Raw genomic sequence first — 16,375 nt, 5'->3', positions numbered from 1 at the left:
TATTGTTAATAGGACCCGATCAAGTTGGTCTTATGGTGCGGAGCACTCCCGTCTCCGGTGCCGGTATGTACGAAGAGGGCAAAGTCCCCCCGCACCGGCAAAATTATGGAACCCATATGTCAAAAGCTATCGTTACGCCGCTGACTCAGGCCTTGGCCGAAGGAAAACTCACGCGCGAAGAACTCAAAGGATTCATGCAACGTTCAAACGGACCGGGATTGCGCCATCTGGCGCTTTGGATCCTGTTGCTTGCGTTCACCACGACGCTGATAACACTTGCCTGGAACAGCTGGCTGATCTGGCCGGCAATGTTCCTTCAAGGCGTTGTCCTGGTGCATCATTTTTCGTTGCAGCACGAATGTGTGCATTACACTGTGTTTCGGACACGTTGGCTGAATGATTTGGTTGGTCAGATCTGTGGGCTGATCATCATTCTGCCACACCGGTTTTTCCGGTACGAGCATTGCGACCATCATACCTATACCCAACTCACCGGCGAAGACCCTGAACTTATCCCTATGCCCAAGACGATTGGACAATATCTTCTTTACCTTTCAGCCCTGCCCTATTGGCGCGGTAAGTTCACCGAAGTGTTCCGACATGCCCGCGGACGGCTGAACGAGACAGAGTTGCGCTTCATCCCCAAGGTCGAGCACAAAGCGGTTTTTCGGGACGCGCGCAGGATGCTTGCCATTTACACCGCCATTTTTCTAGCCATGGCTCTGACCGGCTGGTGGGGCCTGATCTGGTATTGGATCATTCCACTGTTTCTGGGGGAACCAGTTATGCGATTTGTGCGAATGACCGAGCATGTGGGGCGACCAACGGTTGCCCAGATGTCGGAAAACACCCGCACCAATCTGGTATCAACACCGATGGCCTTTCTGTGCTGGAACATGAACTATCACGCGGAACATCATTACGTTGCATCGGTTCCATTCCATTCGCTGCCGCGTTTGCATGAAAAGCTGAAGGATCACATTTTTGTCGAAAGAGGCGGCTACTTGGCAGCGCATCGTGACATTCTGCGGCAAATTTTGCAGCGTGAACCCGAGCAATCGGCAGAGGTTTGAGCGATGGGAAATGAGAAACCATGGCGCGACCTGATCGATGTTGCGAAGCTGGAAAAGAACTGGGTCACGCGCGTTGAGATCGGACCACGGCTAATTGCCGTTTATGATACGCCAAGCGGTGTTTATGCCTCGCTGGCGCTGTGTAACCATGGCGGCGCTGATTTATGTGACGGCTACTTCGATGGACACGTGATTGAATGTCCGTTGCATCAGGGCGCGTTCGATGTACGAGACGGCAAACCCGTGTCAGCACCCGCAACGCGAGCAATGCGCATTTTTGACACTCGGGTCGAAAATGGAATGGTTCAGGTCAGGCTATGAATGTGTCCACATACCTGTCAGCCATGTGCGCTAGGCAAGCGCCGGTATTCCGGGCATAGCCACATATCCGTGTAATGCTTCAACCCGTCGGATCCAATTTTGAACCGACGGGTACGGGGACAATGGAATGTTGCCCTGATAAGCTAACGCTGTGTACGGGTAACAGGCCAGATCCGCCAGGGTCAGCCTGCCACACGTCAGCCAAGGGCTGTCTGACAACTGCCGCTCCATGATCTCCAGCGACGCCTCGCCCAGTGATTGCGGTCCGATCAGATCAACATCCCGTTCAAATAAAACAATCGCTCTGGCTGTTGCCATGCCGTGAAATATCTCATTGACCGAGAATGAGAGCCACTGCTGAATCTCGCCGTGTTCTTCCGGTGTCCTGGGTCCCCAATTCTCAGCGTCGTATTTCTGTGCCAGGTACAACATGATTGCCGTACTGTCGCGCAGAACAAATCCGTCATCATCGATAACAGGAACCTTGTGCAGCGGGTTTATCCGCAGAAACTCTTCCTGTGTCTGGTCGCAGTTCAGCAGATCAATATCGATGAGCTGATATTCAAGTTTCAGCATCGACAACAACAATCGGACTTTGTGGCAGCTACCAGATAACTTGAAATCATAAAGACGTATCATTCGGGTCGTCCGACCTATCGTTTATCCGATCGTTTTTCGAGGCGGGCAAAGATACGGCTGAGGCCAAAACAGACGATAAAATAGAAAGCTGCTGTCGTGATCCAGGCCTCAAAGATCATACGTGAGGACGCAACAAGTTCGACGGTCTTGTATGTCAGTTCCTGTACTGAGATCAGTGACAAGATCGAGCTGTCCTTAATCAACGAAATAAATTGGTTTGCCAGCGGCGGGACCACTTTCTTCAACGCTTGAGGCAGGACTACATAGCGAAGTTCCTGTAGTTGACTCATCCCGATCGAACGCGCGGCTTCGCGCTGGCCTTTCGGAATTGACTGAATACCCGCCCGGATAATTTCTCCGACAAAGGCGCTTTCAAACAACGCCAGAACGATGACTCCGGAAACCAGCGAAGGGAAACGCCGCATCTCGCCAAAAAAGAAAGTCCAGACCTGGTTGTTCTCTTGCCGCGCGATCCCACGCGCCCAGCGTTCGAGATTCAGGGCGTCAATCAGTTGTTGGGACAGGAAAAAGAAGAAGATAAAGACGACAACAACCGGTGGCACGTTGCGCAAAAACTCGAGGTAGGTTCGGGCCAGCATCCGGATTGTCAAATTAGCTGAACACCGGGCAACGCCCAAAATAGTGCCCAACAGAAGGGCCAGAATGCCGGAATAGATACTGATGCGGACGGTGGCAGCTAGCCCCTGCAAAAGCAGGTTGGCAAAGTACTCTTCACGACTTGAATGCCAGCCGACTATATATCCAGGAATAAGCTCCCAGCGCCATTTGTAATTGAGCGTGCCTTCGATCGACAGCCAGATATACCCGAAAAAGGCAATCAAAATCGCCATGATCAGGTAGTCGGGCCATCTGAGCTTCTTGATGAAATTCTGCACCGGGCGCGCTCCGCGTCAATCTCGGGGGCGGTGCACCCGCCCCCGGTTAGTTTAGTTACTGCGCAACCTGATCAGCCCACTCTTCGGTGGCGAACCAATAGTTGTGACGCTCTTCCAGCCAACCGGACCGCCATTGCTGTGCAATCCAGTTGTTGAAAAAATTCATGGCATCCGGATCACCTTTGCGCACCCCAAAGGCCTCACCGCGCGGGTCATAGAGATTTTCGAACGGAACGGACAACGTTTCAGGATTGCGCCCCGCTTCGCGGTTTGGAGTCGGTTGAGCAGCCATTGATGCATGCGCGTTGCCGTTTAGAACTTCCTGGGTCGAGGCCCCGTCCTCATCGAACAAAAGCAAGGTCGCATCAGGGAAGTTCTGTGCGATCACCGCAGCCGGGGTCGCACCGCGGCGGGCGGCAAAAGTGATCTCTGGTTTATTGAAATCTTCCAGTGTCATGCCTTCGGTCATCGATTTGTTGGCCAGGATGGCCAGACCTGAATAGGCGTAAGGATCGGTAAAGTTGATGGTCAGGTTTCGCTGCGCGGTCATCGACATACCTGAGATAATCACGTCGAAATTGGACGACACCAACGCAGGGATGATGCCATCCCAGGCGGTTGGAACGAATTCGACCTCGACCCCCATGTCTTCGGCCAATTTGCGCCCAACATCCAGTTCGAAGCCGATCAGCTCACCATTATTGTCACGCATCGACCACGGCACGAACAGTGAAAGACCAATCCGGATCACCCCGTCCTGCTTGATGGTTTCAATCACACTTTCACTGGACAGTTCCTGGGTCGCGCTTTGTGCCCAGCTTGAGGTCGCCAGTCCAGTCGCCACGACCGCACCCAGGGCTACCCCGAGCATTCTGCGAGAAAGCTTCATATTGGTTCTCCTTGTTGTCCGACAATTTGTTCAGGTTTATTGGTCGACGGCATATTTCTTCTCCAGATAGCTCACGCCGATCGACAGGATCAGGGTCACCACCAGATAGACCAATGCGATGGTGAACCAGATTTCGAAACTCATGTAGGTGTCAGAAATGATGTTACGTCCGAAAGTGGTCAGTTCGGCCACCGCAATCACGCTGACAATTGCTGATGATTTGATCAGATGAACGACCTCGCCGGTCATCGGCGGGAGCATGAACCGCACCGATTGTGGCAGGATGATGTAACGATATATCTGAAAGGGGCTCATCCCGATGGATTTGGCCGCTTCCCACTGGCCCGTGGGGATGGCGTTGATCCCCGCCCGCAAAATCTCAGATATCAACGCAGAATGAAACACCGCCAGGGTCAAGATACTCGCGGTATAACGATTAAACCCGAAGATCGGACCCAGCACATAGTAAAAGAGATAAAGCAGAACCAAGAGCGGGATGTTTCGGATAAGCTCAAGGTAGCCAACCGCAACCGCTGAACCCACGACCAGTCCGGACAGCCGCAATAGCGCCAACAACAACCCCAGAACGGTTGCCAGTAAAAAGGCCGTGACGGATAGTTGAATAGTGGCGACCAGACCAATCGGAATTTCGCCCCACTCGAACCCAACCTCGGTATTGCGGTACAGGAACTGTGGTACGCGGTACCACTGCCAATTATACCCCATGCCCTGAGCACCAGCATAAGAGCCATAGGCAATCAAACCTACGATGATTGTATAGATAGCGATCGATACGGGTACTGAGCCAAAAAACCTCTTAATGACCGGCGGTTTCGGCAGCGCCTGACCTGTAGGTCCCGATATGCCCAAATCGCTCATATCAGTGTTCCAGAATTTGGTTTAGGAACAAGCGACAGCGTTCGCTTGAGGGGTTGGTAAAGAACTGTTCCGGCGGCGAAACTTCGACAATTTGCCCCGCTTCCATAAAAACCATCGTATCAGCGACCTTACGGGCAAATCCCATCTCATGGGTGACGACGACCATGGTCATACCGGTCTCAGCAAGTTCAACCATCACATCCAGCACTTCGTTGATCATTTCGGGATCAAGGGCAGAGGTCGGCTCATCAAAAAGCATGATCCGGGTTTCCATGCACAGGGATCGGGCAATGGCCACCCGCTGTTGTTGTCCACCAGATAGTTGAGCCGGGTATTTATCTGCTTGTTCAGGAATGTGGACCCGGTCCAGATAATTGCGCGCAGTCTCTTCGGCCTGAGATTTTGATACCTTGCGCACCTTCATCGGTCCGATCATCAGGTTTTCAAGAACAGTCAGATGCGGAAACAGATTGAACTGTTGGAAGACCATCCCAACTTCTTGCCGTAATTCGCGGATTTCCTTTATGCCTTCATATACTTCGATCCCATCGATCACGAGACGCCCGGAATTGTGCCACTCCAAACCATTGAAACAGCGGATCAACGTAGATTTCCCCGAACCGGACGGGCCGCAGATCACCACCTTTTCACCCTGATGAACACTCAGATCAATGTTCTTAAGCGCATGAAATGAGCCATAGAATTTATCCAGGTTGGTTACCTCAATCATGGGAGAAGGTTGGTTCATGACGGGCCTGTCGTTTCGGGAGACCACACTTTCGGGTGTCCTCGTGAGTGGATGGAAGCAGAGGTGAGAAAGCTACCGCCCCGAAAAACCGTCGGGAAATTCTGTTGCCGTGGCTCGATCCGGGGATTGCCCAGATAGCAGCCGTTGGCTTGGCGATGCGATTGAGTGGAGCAATCGGGCAAGGCCATAGAATCCTCAAATCTGTTGCACGCTAATTAATATGGTTGCTTAATATGCAATATTCGTCAATAAAAAACTCAACGGGCAGGTTTTGACTGCCTAAAAATTGAGCTGACGACCAAGGGAGGAAACATAAATGTCTGCCTGGATTCGGATGATTTCTGACGAAGAAGCCGACGATCAGCTAAAGGCCACATTGGATATGGCACGCACGCCGCACGGGACGGTGGATAATGTCATGCGCGTGCATTCCCTGCGGCCCAACACAATGAAAGGGCATGTTATTTTGTACCGAGCGTGCCTGCACGATCACGCAAACTCCATACCGATGTGGTTTCAGGAAGTCATCAGCTCTTACGTGTCGACCCTGAACAACTGCCCCTACTCCTATGCCAACCACTGGGCAAACGCTCGGCACCTGATTGATAACAATGCGCGCGCCGATGAAATTGAAGCTGCGCTAAAAGCCCACCAACCGCAGGATGCTTTTGAAGGGGCACACCTTGCTGCATTGATCTATGCCGAGAAACTTACCCTAGCACCCGGAACGATGGTTGAGACGGATGCAACCACACTGAAAGATGAAGGTTGGGAGGACGGCGAGATCCTCGAAATCAACCAGATTGTGAGCTATTTCAACTATGCCAACCGTTTACTAAACGGTCTCGGCGTCACCACGGATGGGGACGTCGTGGGTTACTACGCCGACGAGTGACAGGATGTATCATGCAAGGTGACACTCCGGGAAGACAAATTGATCGCGCCATCGGCGCGTCGCTAAAAGAGCTGCGCCAAAGCCGGAAGCAATCAGCCCGCCGACTTGCCGAACAGTCTGGCATATCTGCGGCGATGGTCAGCCGCATAGAGAATGGATTGGTTTCGCCCTCGATCGACACATTGGCCGCATTGGCCGAGGCGCTTGAAGTGCCCATCGTCTCGTTGTTTCGCGAAGCAAGAACGGATCACACCGACTATACCCTCGTTCGTCACGGGCAGGGATTGAAATCCACCCGGCTGGCCAGCGGTCATTCCCATGAGTATGTCAATCTCGCGCTACATTCCCGGAAAGATCTGAGGTTTCAGGCACGCCGTGTAACCCTGCTGCGTGACGAGGGCCATCCACCAACCTACGTGGGTCACGGCGTTGTCTTTGTTCAGGCGATAGAGGGGCAAGCGGTTTATCGTTATGGTGAGGCCCGGTTCACTTTGTCGGCGGGGGACAGTATCAGCGTGGATGCCGAACTGAACCATGGGTTTGAAGAAGTTTTGACACCCGAATTTGTCTTTTTGACCGTGCAGGCCGAGCGCCCGTAATGACCTGCTGATATGGCCATTCCAGCCGAACTTGATCTGACACGCGGACCGATCTCGGCGCATTTTCGAACACTGGCAATTCCTGCCGCAGTCGGAATGCTGTTCAACACCCTCTACAACGTCGTGGACATGTTCTTTGCTGGGCTTTTGTCCACCAGCGCACAGGCCGGGTTGGCACTGGGGTTTCAGGCGTTTTTTATTGCCATATCGGTCGGCGTTGGGCTTGGGGCCGCGATGAGCGCTCTTGTTGGAAACGCTCTGGGAGCCGGCGATCATCGCAAAGCCCGTCGGCTGGCAGCGCAAGGAATGAGCTATGGACTCATAGCGTCCGGCCTATTGGCATTGGCTGGGCACTGGTATGGTCCAGCTCTGATCCGGCTGGTGTCTGAGCCGGGCGCATATCGTGATGCGGGGCTGCGTTACTTCTATTGGTTGCTTTTGGCTCTGCCTGGGTTCTTGCTGGCGTTTGGGTGCAACGGTATCCTACAGGCGCACGGCGATGCGGTTTCGATGCAGCGCGCACTCGTGGTCGCATTTTTTGTCAATATCGGTCTAAACCCGCTGTTGATCTATGGCATTCCAGGTCTGGTTCCCGGCATAGGCTTCGATGGTTTGGCTGTCTCGACCGTCATCAGTCAGACCGGCGTCATGGTCTTCATGGTCCGGCAAGTACTCGGACGGCGAAGGATGAGGCGCATACGATTCCGAAACTTTGCCCCACGTTTGGAAAAGTTTGCCGAAATATCTGTCCAGGTTCTACCAACAGCCACATCCTTCATGGTGATGTTGCTGTCAGGTTTTGTCATGCAGTTCGCCCTGAAAATCTTTGGGGAACACGCAATCGCGGGCCATGGAGTGGCAATTCGACTTGAACAGATTCTACTTTTGCCGGTGCTTGGTGTAACCGGGGCGCTGCTACCAATTGCGTCCCAAAATTTTGGAGCCCATGAATACGCGAGAGTAAGGGAAGCAGTATTTTATTGCTGGAAAGTTGGCTTCATCATGACAGCTATCGCAGCGCCTACTCTATGGATATTTGGAAGACCCTTGCTGCGGCAGTTTACTGATGACCCCGAAGTCATCCGCGTTGGAGTGAGTTACTTGCGCGTCGACAGCCTGATACTGCCTTTCTATATGATGCTTTTTTCGATCAACTCTCTTTTGCAGGCTTTGAAAAGACCGATCTGGACGGTGTGGATCAGCCTGTATCGGCAGGGGTTTGGGGTAGCCTTTTTTGTCTGGGTTTTTGTTTGGCTGCTGGGCTTTAACGAAACCGGTGTTTGGTTTGGCACCGCGGCTGCCGTTGTGACAGGATGGGCGATCGCTCTCATCGTGACCACACATGTAGCACAGCGCGAGATAGGGGGGTTTTGGGTGTTGTCACGTTAACATCCAGTCCACAAAGAAGTGCCCGTGCTCAGATTTCAAGCTGCTTGGGAGGCGACATTCCAGGCATCAAATGGATAGTGCCAACTTGTTTGCGCGTTCTGAACTGGTTACCGCTCACGCATAAAGATGCCGTTCAAAATGCCGCGCCTGAAGGGCTATCGTTTTTCCGCGAGAGATCATCGCCTAAGCCGCCCGGATTTACCATCGTTTTGCGCTCAGTACTGCTCAGGTTAAAATTCTGCGCGCAGTGTTACGGTCAGCGGTCTGAACTTGATGACCCAGCGGCGGAGGGTCGCGTAAGAAATATCGACCCCGCGCTGCAGAAGCCTCGCGTCAACTTCACGCAAGCTCGAACATAAGGCCACCCAGCCTGGGTAATGATCCGAGGAGGAAATCGGCGACGCTTGTAGGTGATGGACGATGGATTCATCGATGCCACCTACGACCAATTCCAAGCATGAGTAACCAAACAACGGTTAATGTGACAACACCTCAGAATGGGTTCCCACAGATCGATTGGATCTAATTCCGGATCGTGAATGCGAGCAAACCTTCCAATCCCCCATCTCGACTTCGGCGCCGCTTTCGATTCTGGCAACATTCAGCTCTTTGAACATCGCATCAAAGTCCGCGACGTAGAATGTTCAGCATGAAGCCCCGGTCTCCGGGATAGTAGTCGCTGTCTTTCGGGAACGTCGAAAAGATTGTCACGCCGCGCTCGCTGATCCAGGATTGCAAGGTGGGCGAAGCCGGAGTTGAGGGGATTGATAGATGGGTCCCATACCATTCTGCTAGTCTAGCCGGATCATCAGATCTGAAGAAATATCCTCCAATTCCATAAATTTGTGCAGTGTTAGATCTCCTTTGGTTAGTTTCGGTAAGGATCGTTCTTCTGGCCGATGACACAAATCGCCGGAGTGGCCCCGCCAAAGATCTCGATTTCGGTCACGTTCTCGAAACCAACAGCGTGGAGCGCTTCCTCGATGCTGGCGATCATGCGTCGCGCAGCACCCGGGCCATCCGCGTCCAGCCGTGGTTGATAGGTAGTCAGGCAAAGCCCGCCTGTAGCCAATGCTTCATATACTGCACCAAAAAACCCGTGTTTATCGCTTTGAAACTGTATGACGTTCAGCGAGAAGATGCGGTCAAATGCGCCCGGCCAGTTAGCAAGGCGGTCGATCCCACCCTCGATCAACGTGACTCTGTCTGCGGCACACTGTTCTCTTAACCGATTGCGAGCCTGCCGGATCATCACCTCGGAATGGTCAAGACCGACCACCCGCCCTGACGTTACAACAGAGGCACATTTTGCGAGGGCCAGACCGGGGCCGCAGCCGATCTCAAGCACGCGGCTGTCGGGCGAAAGAGCCATCAAATCGACCGTTCTGTCATTTCGGATACGGTTCGATTGCCGCGCTGCCATGATCCGTCCCGCCAACGCACCCAACAGGCCCGATGGATGTCGAAACTGTGCGACGATCTTCGGTTTCATCGACATTACGCGTTACCCGCGCGAGACATACACAGGGGCATCGCCAGCAACCCGCCAGTCGAAAGAACGAGAACGCCGAGGGCAAGCGCATGGCGATACGCCATCTCGGGAAACCCCAGAAGGTCCACCGCAAAAGCATTCCACGACCACAGGGCGGCGACACCCCATATAAATAGTGCGACAATGACGATGCCGAGGGTCTTGCTGTGGCGTTTCGAGTGCTGAATCATGTTAGCTCCCCTTCTCCATCATGATTTCAAGCGCGTCGTTGAGACTGGCCAACAGCTGCGCCGAAGCTGCGACATCATGCGCTGCCGTGGCCTCGGCCAACGCGGCCATCGGTGCGTCTTCCCGGTCCTGCATCTCGGCAAAAAGATCAATGCCGGTTGGGGTGGGCAAATAAAGTACTGATCTCTTGTGATCGGGATTGTCCTGCGCGTGGGCAAGACCCTTCTCCAACAGGGTATTCATGTTTTTCTGCACATGCTGACGCGAGACACCTTTGGCTTTGGCGATATCGGGCACCGTTTGTGGCGCCTTGAAGATCAATGCCTGAAGGACCGCCCGCATCGACGGATTGATATCCAGATCGGCGTGCAGAGCTTCGGCAACGGATTTGAGCCGGTTGAACGCTGTCCTTATTTCTCTGATCAGCGCGGTGAGTTCTTTGTTTTGCTGCGTCACGCGGGGGCTCCGGGATTCTATTTGACAACTTAGGTGTCATTATGAATTATGACAACTTAATTGTCAATATGGTGATGCTGCTCATGTTCACGCAAACCCATCTACTGATCGGAGCCGCAATCTTCGCGAGGCCGGGACGCACTACGGTTGCTCCGGCTGGTCTGATGGGCGCGTTAGTGCCTGATACCGATGCCTGGGCGATGTTCATGGTCGAGCGGCAGCAAGGGGCCAGCGGGTGCGAAGTGTTTCATTATCGGTACTGGGAGCAGCCGTGGACAACGCTTCAGATGCTGCTGAACTCGATCCCCTTGTATCTCGCCCTTATCGCCCTGGGCCTCACCGGTCTGATCCTGCCTGCCGTTTGGCCACGCAGGATCGCGCTGATCGTGATCGTGTTCGCCAGCTCTGCACTGCTGCATGTGGGGATTGATTTTCTGCTGCACCATGACGATGCGCGCGCGCAATGGATGCCTTTCACGGACTGGATCTTCCGCTCACCAGTTTCCTATTGGGAACCTCGATACTACGGTCGGGTTTTCATGGTACTCGAGATCGGCTTGGGGCTCACTCTCGCCATATTGATCGGCCTGCAGTTTCGGTCAAAGTGCGTGTGGGCGGCGGTTGCAATTGTGTCGCTTGGTTACGCAGGGTCGGTTGCCGCTGGTCTGGTGTCTGGTGACGACCACGTGCGGGGGCCAGGGTCCTGCGAAATCCTCGAACTGGATGCTGGGTCAATGCTCACGGCCGGTGCAGGCAAGTCGATGATAGGCGCGCGCGAAGATGGCCATGAATAAAGATCATTTCATGCGATGGCGTTGGAAAATGTGGGGCGCATGGTGCATCCTTGCGGCTACCGGCGTGGCGTATGGGGTTTTCGCTATCGCAGCAGGTATTGGCCTTGCTGAAACTGACAAGATGCGCGCGCTGCCGCTGCCATTTCAAATCCATGCTCTGGCTGGCGGAATCGCATTGATCGCCGGGATAATGCAGTTCAACCCTGCGATACGAACCCGTTTCATTCGCGCGCATCGCTGGGGTGGCCGCATCTACGTCTACAGCGCATGTCTGGCGAGCATCGCGGCGGTACTCAATGCTGCATTCTTCGATGTGAGCTGGGCCGCGAGATTGTCGTTTTTCCTGCTGGGATTCTTTTGGCTTCTGTCCACGATTTTCGCATACAAGATGATCCGGAAACGCAATATTTCTCTCCACCGTGAATGGATGTTGCGAAGTTATTTCCTGGCGTTTTTCTTCGTGACATTCAGCTTCTGGGTGCCGGTCCTGGCAGGCGACAGTCAGGGAACAGGCACGGCATATTTCATCGCTGTAGCGATGAGTTGGGTCCCCAACCTCCTACTTGCAGAAGTATGGATTCGAAGAACGCGCAAGAGAGGCAGAGCGTCAACAAATTGACCGAACGCGAGGTTTTGTATTTTGCCAAGGAGCCGATATGCGTCGGAAGCGCAGCGTTTGTCAGAATGGGCTCTTTGCGATCATGCGGCAGTGCAGATCACCGCTTCGGAGGAAGACGCCCGTGCCGACGTTGACGGCCCAAAGCGGAAGCGCAACTTGTGGCGCAGATCTGCGATAGCTGGCCCTCACCGCTCCGGTCGTTAATTGGAAAACATCGGAATAGCTGCCGTCAGCGGTTGCTCAGTCAACGGGAGTATCAGGGGAACGTATCAGCGGTCTCAAAGTTGCTGGATTCGTTGCGGCGTTCTGCCTAACCTGTTTTCAAATCTTGGAGGTATGAATTTGGAGCGCCGCCTCGCCGCGATACTTGCCGCCGACGTCGTTGGTTACAGCCGCCTCATCCGCAATGATGAAGCCGGTACTCTGGAGATAGTCAAAGCGCATCGCGAACGTCTCTTCGAGCCATGTGTATCGGCACGGAACGGACGCATTGTAAAATTGATGGGTGATGGGCTGCTGATTGAATTTGCCAGCGCTGTTGAGGCCGTTCGTTGTGCCGTCGAAATGCAGTACTTCGTCGGGATCGAGAACAAGGATTTACCGGAAGATGCTCAGGTTCAATATCGCATAGGGCTCAATGTCGGCGACATCGTGGTTGATCAGGACGACATTCAGGGTGATGGCGTCAACATCACCGCCCGGCTGGAAAGCTTGGCCGAACCTGCGGGCATCTGCATGTCGGTCAACGTCTTCGATCAGATTAAGGACAAACTCGACCTCAACATTGAAGATGCGGGAATGCATCAGGTCAAGAACATGGCGGAGCCGTTGCACGCATTCAGTTTGGCGCTTGATGAAAAGGCCACGGCTTTAGTATCGCCCATTGTGCGGAGTGCAGCAAAGCCTGCACAACGTCGGGTGGCAGTTGCCATCGGTGTCGTGCTCGCCTTGGCTTTGGGCGTAGCGGCATGGTGGCAGCCCTGGAGCCCCGCCGCAATATCTTCCGCCAATGGCGACCAATATCTGCCTGCGCCTGGCAAGCCGTCCATCGCGGTCATGGCTTTCGACAATCTGAACAACGATCCGAGCCAAGATTACCTAAGCGATGGCCTGAGTGAGAACATTCTGACGGCGCTGTCCAGGTTCTCAGACTTTTTTGTCATCGCGCGCAATTCGACCTTTTTGTACAAGGATAAGCCTGTTGAAGTGCAGCAGATCGCGCAGGAACTCGGCGTGAGATATATCGTCGATGGCAGTGTTCAGATCGCAGGTGAACGCTTGCGCGCAAATGCGCAATTGATCGATGCCGCTACCGGCAAGCATCTCTGGGCCGAACAATACGACCGTGATCTGCTGGACATATTTGATGTTCAGGATGAGATTACCCGTACCGTCGCTTCGACGTTAAGCACGAGTATCAATCTCGCTGAGTATGACCGGTTAAAGCATCAGCCTACAGAAAGCCTCGGAGCCTATGAACTCTCCACACGTGCTCAGGAACACTCGCTTAGATTTAACGAGGCGGACAATATTCAAGCCCAGCGACTGAGTGAGCAGGCGATTGCGCTCGATCCGAACTTCGCGGGCGCATATGCCGAACTCGCGTGGGCGCATTCCTTCGGCTATCGCTTTGGCTGGAGCGAGGGTCTTTCACGCGAGGAATCGCTCGATCTTGCCTTTGAAATGGCCAGAAAGGCCATTGATCTGGAACCCCTCGATTTTGCCGGTTACGCCGTTCTGGCTTATGTGACGATGTATAGTGGCGATCTCGAACGGGCGGTAACGCTGTATGACAAGGCAATCTCGCTAAACCCGAATTCTGCAGGTACCCTCGTGAACTCAACTGACCCTCTGGTCTATAGCGGACGAGCCGATGAAGCCGTTGAACGGATGCGGTCAGCGATCCGCCTCAACCCGCATCATCCGGACTGGTATCTGTGGAATCTGGGATGGGCACAGTATTTTGCAGAAGATTACGCAGGCGCTCTTGCTTCGATTGAAAAGATGAACGAGGTCCCGGATCGCCTAAGACGCACGCTTGCGCCGATACTCCTGCGGTTGGGGCGAGAAGAAGAAGCAAAAACGTTGACCGACGAATTTTTGGCAGACAACCCCAACTACAGCATCGAAGAGGCAAGGAAAGCTCCGTTCGAAAGCGACGATTACCTCAACCGATGGCTGGATGACTTGCGCAGACTGGGGGTGCCGGAAACCACTGGTTAAATGCTTGAGCCAGTATGTCAGTCGCGAGCAAGACAGCAAAGCGAGGGCTTTGGCAGCAATGCAGAATACTGCAATTCTGAGCATCCGGCCTGCCGCTCGCCGCTATCGGCGCAAATGCCCGCAGCGGGAATCCGTTCAAGCTTTACAAAGGTTACTTTCTGCGCAGTCCTGCCGCTCGTGCCCGGCACAGCATTCGGTACTCTGGGCTCAGAGCGGACCTCGGAGGCAGCGCAGCGTGTCGTGATAAAATGCTCCGGTCAACGTCGGGTTGTCGTTTTGGGAGGGCATGGCGGATCGGAGGATCAGTCATGGAAACACCAAACCTACCAGCCATTCGCGCACTTCGCCCTGCCTGGAACAAAGCGCGTATCGTCGGCCAGAAGCGACCACTGAAACCAAAACACGTCTGGGCGATACGGGTTCGACTTGAATTGGCCGAGAACCGCCGCGATCTCGCCCTGTTCAACATGGCGATCGACAGCAAGCTCCGCGGCTGTGATCTGGTGAAGATGACAGTGGTCGATGTCATGGCTTCAGGCCAAATCAAAGAACGAGCCTCGGTCCTTCAAAGCAAGACGCAAAAACCTGTGCGCTTCGAGATATCCGAAGGAACGCGCGCGTCTGTCGAAAAGTGGATGGAGGACGAGCTGATGGTCGGTTCCGAGTACCTTTGGCCTGGGCGCTTTCATGAGCGCCTGCACATTTCGACCCGCCAATATGTACGGATCGTCCGAGATTGGGTCACATCGATCGGTCTTGAGGCGAGCGCGTATGGCACCCATTCAATGCGGAGAACTAAAGTCACGCAGATCTACAAGAAGACAGGCAACCTCTGAGCTGTTCAGCTCCTACTCGGTCATACGAAGATGGACAGCACGGTCCGATACCTTGGTGTCGAACTTGAGGATGCATTGGCCATTGCCGAAGCCATTGAAATCTAGACTAAAGGGCCGTTCGAAGGGACGGCCCGTTGCGGACCTTCACCCCATAGTCTCCATGCTGCGGCGCGGCCCGTCGAACCTGCCGTTCGCTGCGAGCGCAAAATCAAAGGTTGACTGAACTTACGCTGGGCGGGACAAACCGGACTTGTGCAGTCGCAGCTATTGCTGACGCAGAAATACCTCGCATCTGCGGCATGGCTATCGCTGTTTTGCAACTCATATCGCCGAAGTCGCCGTTTATCGCGTTATGAGATGGCGAACGGCAGAACCGCTCGCCAAGGTAGGTCATATGTCGATGCGCTCGGCTATGCTCAGAGCATCTTCCAATTCGACACCAAGTTAACGCATTGTGCTGTCGACTTTGGTGTGGCCAAGGAGCAGTTGCGCCGCGCGAAGGTTGCCCGTCTTACGATAGATCTCGGCCGCCTTTGTGCGGCGGAGCGAGTGTAAATCGTATCCACTCGGCTCCAGCCCGATCGCCTTCACCCAGTCGCGAATAAGCCGTGCGTACTGACGCGTCGAGATGTGTGGTCGGTCGTGAAACCGGCTTGGAAACATGAACAGGCAAGCAAGCATCTCTGGAGTTCTGACCTAGGCCAGAACGGTTTTTCGCGTGTTTTCCGACAGTTCAAATTGAACGGGTCGCTTGGTTTTGCTCTGGATCACCGAAACACGTTCCCGGACGCGATGGTTTTTGATAAGATCAGGCACGGTTAGCTTGACCAGATCACAGCCTCGAAGCTTGCTGTCGATGGCGACGTTGAACAAAGTCAGGTCGCGCAGATTGCCTGCAAGCTCGAATCGAGCACGGATCGCCCAAACCTGTTTTGGCAGCAGTGGACGTTTCTGTCCGATGATGCGCCCTTTGTTCCAGGCTTTGCACATGGGGGTAACTGCGGGAAGTTGGACTCTTGGCATGATTTGCCCTCCGATCCTCCCTCCACGCCCGTCATCAGCACCGTGCTGACTGGGCGATTGTGCAAGCAGGGCTGAACGCCCGTTTAGGGCAGCCACTCAAATGGGCATCTTCTGCGAGCGCTTTCGGCGGCTTGGAGGTCCAAGGGCGAACTGCGCCGATGGCCTCGAAACGCATAAGCCGACATTGTGGATGTTGAAGACGGGCCTTGGCCGCCATGGCGATGATAGGCAATGCAGCAGCGTGTGTCGCGGATACGGTCGCGGCAGAATGTCATGTCTGCAGGACACCCAATGGTTTGAGGATGTGCAGCGCCAAGACGAAACGAAACCTCTGCCGCTTAGAAGGACTGAAATGAGCGGACGTCGAGACGGGGTG

General features: G+C 54.2%; 16 protein-coding genes and 2 pseudogenes. 9 read left to right on the top strand and 9 right to left on the bottom strand.

Translation table 11 applies throughout. The features are described 5' to 3' along the window. Nucleotides 1-116: 116 nt before the first annotated feature. Both AC2FHX_RS13710 and AC2FHX_RS13705 read left to right on the top strand, forming a co-directional pair. Complete coding sequence (locus tag AC2FHX_RS13710) at nucleotides 117-1,073, top strand: fatty acid desaturase family protein (RefSeq protein WP_496702245.1); 957 nt, start codon at nucleotides 117-119, stop codon at nucleotides 1,071-1,073. Nucleotides 1,074-1,076: 3 nt separating this feature from the next. After that, nucleotides 1,077-1,394: a non-heme iron oxygenase ferredoxin subunit gene (locus AC2FHX_RS13705; protein ID WP_496702247.1), complete on the top strand. Its 318-nt coding sequence runs from the start codon at nucleotides 1,077-1,079 to the stop codon at nucleotides 1,392-1,394. 30 nt (nucleotides 1,395-1,424) lie between these two features. On the opposite strand, the gene AC2FHX_RS13700 is transcribed toward AC2FHX_RS13705, so the two are convergent. From AC2FHX_RS13700 to AC2FHX_RS13680, 5 genes are read right to left on the bottom strand one after another with little or no spacing between them, the layout of a single operon-like run. Then, entirely contained in the window at nucleotides 1,425-2,033 is a 609-nt protein-coding gene (locus AC2FHX_RS13700) for a glutathione S-transferase family protein (protein ID WP_496702249.1), read from the bottom strand. A 14-nt stretch (nucleotides 2,034-2,047) separates the two neighbouring features. Further along, nucleotides 2,048-2,929: an amino acid ABC transporter permease gene (locus AC2FHX_RS13695; RefSeq protein ID WP_496691481.1), complete on the bottom strand. Its 882-nt coding sequence runs from the start codon at nucleotides 2,927-2,929 to the stop codon at nucleotides 2,048-2,050. A gap of 55 nt (nucleotides 2,930-2,984) precedes the next feature. Then, nucleotides 2,985-3,818, bottom strand: a complete 834-nt coding sequence (locus AC2FHX_RS13690) for a transporter substrate-binding domain-containing protein (protein WP_496691480.1) — start codon at nucleotides 3,816-3,818, stop codon at nucleotides 2,985-2,987. A 36-nt stretch (nucleotides 3,819-3,854) separates the two neighbouring features. Continuing rightward, complete coding sequence (locus tag AC2FHX_RS13685; protein ID WP_496691479.1) at nucleotides 3,855-4,697, bottom strand: amino acid ABC transporter permease; 843 nt, start codon at nucleotides 4,695-4,697, stop codon at nucleotides 3,855-3,857. A 1-nt stretch (nucleotide 4,698) separates the two neighbouring features. Beyond that, a complete protein-coding gene (locus tag AC2FHX_RS13680; protein WP_496691478.1) occupies nucleotides 4,699-5,427 on the bottom strand; it encodes an amino acid ABC transporter ATP-binding protein in 729 nt (242 codons plus the stop codon). A 334-nt stretch (nucleotides 5,428-5,761) separates the two neighbouring features. Between AC2FHX_RS13680 and AC2FHX_RS13675 the strand changes: the two genes are divergently transcribed. Genes AC2FHX_RS13675 through AC2FHX_RS13665 form a run of 3 tightly spaced genes read left to right on the top strand, consistent with a single transcriptional unit; the run spans nucleotide 5,762 to nucleotide 8,328 of the window. After that, nucleotides 5,762-6,340, top strand: a complete 579-nt coding sequence (locus AC2FHX_RS13675; protein ID WP_496691477.1) for a carboxymuconolactone decarboxylase family protein — start codon at nucleotides 5,762-5,764, stop codon at nucleotides 6,338-6,340. Between the two features lie 11 nt (nucleotides 6,341-6,351). Further along, the gene (locus AC2FHX_RS13670; protein WP_496691476.1) at nucleotides 6,352-6,939 is read left to right on the top strand and encodes a helix-turn-helix domain-containing protein; all 588 of its coding nucleotides are present in this window, start codon (nucleotides 6,352-6,354) and stop codon (nucleotides 6,937-6,939) included. 12 nt (nucleotides 6,940-6,951) lie between these two features. Continuing rightward, complete coding sequence (locus AC2FHX_RS13665) at nucleotides 6,952-8,328, top strand: MATE family efflux transporter (protein WP_496698212.1); 1,377 nt, start codon at nucleotides 6,952-6,954, stop codon at nucleotides 8,326-8,328. An 868-nt stretch (nucleotides 8,329-9,196) separates the two neighbouring features. Here the strand turns inward: AC2FHX_RS13665 and AC2FHX_RS13660 are convergent. The 3 genes from AC2FHX_RS13660 to AC2FHX_RS13650 are packed head-to-tail and all read right to left on the bottom strand — an operon-like array spanning nucleotide 9,197 to nucleotide 10,504. Beyond that, on the bottom strand, nucleotides 9,197-9,826 hold the full coding sequence (locus AC2FHX_RS13660; RefSeq protein WP_496702252.1) for an SAM-dependent methyltransferase: 630 nt from the start codon (nucleotides 9,824-9,826) through the stop codon (nucleotides 9,197-9,199). Next, nucleotides 9,826-10,050: a hypothetical protein gene (locus AC2FHX_RS13655; RefSeq protein WP_496702254.1), complete on the bottom strand. Its 225-nt coding sequence runs from the start codon at nucleotides 10,048-10,050 to the stop codon at nucleotides 9,826-9,828. The genes AC2FHX_RS13660 and AC2FHX_RS13655 overlap by 1 nt, the downstream gene beginning before the upstream one ends. Nucleotide 10,051: 1 nt before the next feature. Beyond that, the gene (locus tag AC2FHX_RS13650) at nucleotides 10,052-10,504 is read right to left on the bottom strand and encodes a MarR family winged helix-turn-helix transcriptional regulator (RefSeq protein WP_496691472.1); all 453 of its coding nucleotides are present in this window, start codon (nucleotides 10,502-10,504) and stop codon (nucleotides 10,052-10,054) included. A gap of 83 nt (nucleotides 10,505-10,587) precedes the next feature. On the opposite strand from AC2FHX_RS13650, the gene AC2FHX_RS13645 reads away from it, so the two are divergent. The 4 genes and pseudogenes from AC2FHX_RS13645 (at nucleotide 10,588) to AC2FHX_RS13630 (ending at nucleotide 15,081) form a co-directional block, all read left to right on the top strand. Beyond that, nucleotides 10,588-11,298, top strand: coding sequence for a hypothetical protein (locus AC2FHX_RS13645; protein WP_496702256.1), 711 nt, complete (start codon nucleotides 10,588-10,590; stop codon nucleotides 11,296-11,298). Continuing rightward, on the top strand, nucleotides 11,291-11,917 hold the full coding sequence (locus AC2FHX_RS13640; protein ID WP_496702258.1) for a DUF2306 domain-containing protein: 627 nt from the start codon (nucleotides 11,291-11,293) through the stop codon (nucleotides 11,915-11,917). The genes AC2FHX_RS13645 and AC2FHX_RS13640 overlap by 8 nt, the downstream gene beginning before the upstream one ends. Before the next feature lie 336 nt (nucleotides 11,918-12,253). Beyond that, nucleotides 12,254-14,140, top strand: a complete 1,887-nt coding sequence (locus AC2FHX_RS13635) for an adenylate/guanylate cyclase domain-containing protein (RefSeq protein ID WP_496702260.1) — start codon at nucleotides 12,254-12,256, stop codon at nucleotides 14,138-14,140. A gap of 308 nt (nucleotides 14,141-14,448) precedes the next feature. Then, a pseudogene (locus AC2FHX_RS13630) lies at nucleotides 14,449-15,081 on the top strand (tyrosine-type recombinase/integrase). Between the two features lie 339 nt (nucleotides 15,082-15,420). Here AC2FHX_RS13630 and AC2FHX_RS13625 read toward each other — a convergent pair. Further along, a pseudogene (locus AC2FHX_RS13625) lies at nucleotides 15,421-15,999 on the bottom strand (tyrosine-type recombinase/integrase). Nucleotides 16,000-16,375 lie beyond the last annotated feature (376 nt).

The organism is Ruegeria sp. CDSC042, from assembly GCF_059610745.1.
Note: the sequence above shows the minus strand (reverse complement) of the source record. Positions and strands in the feature narration are given on the sequence as shown.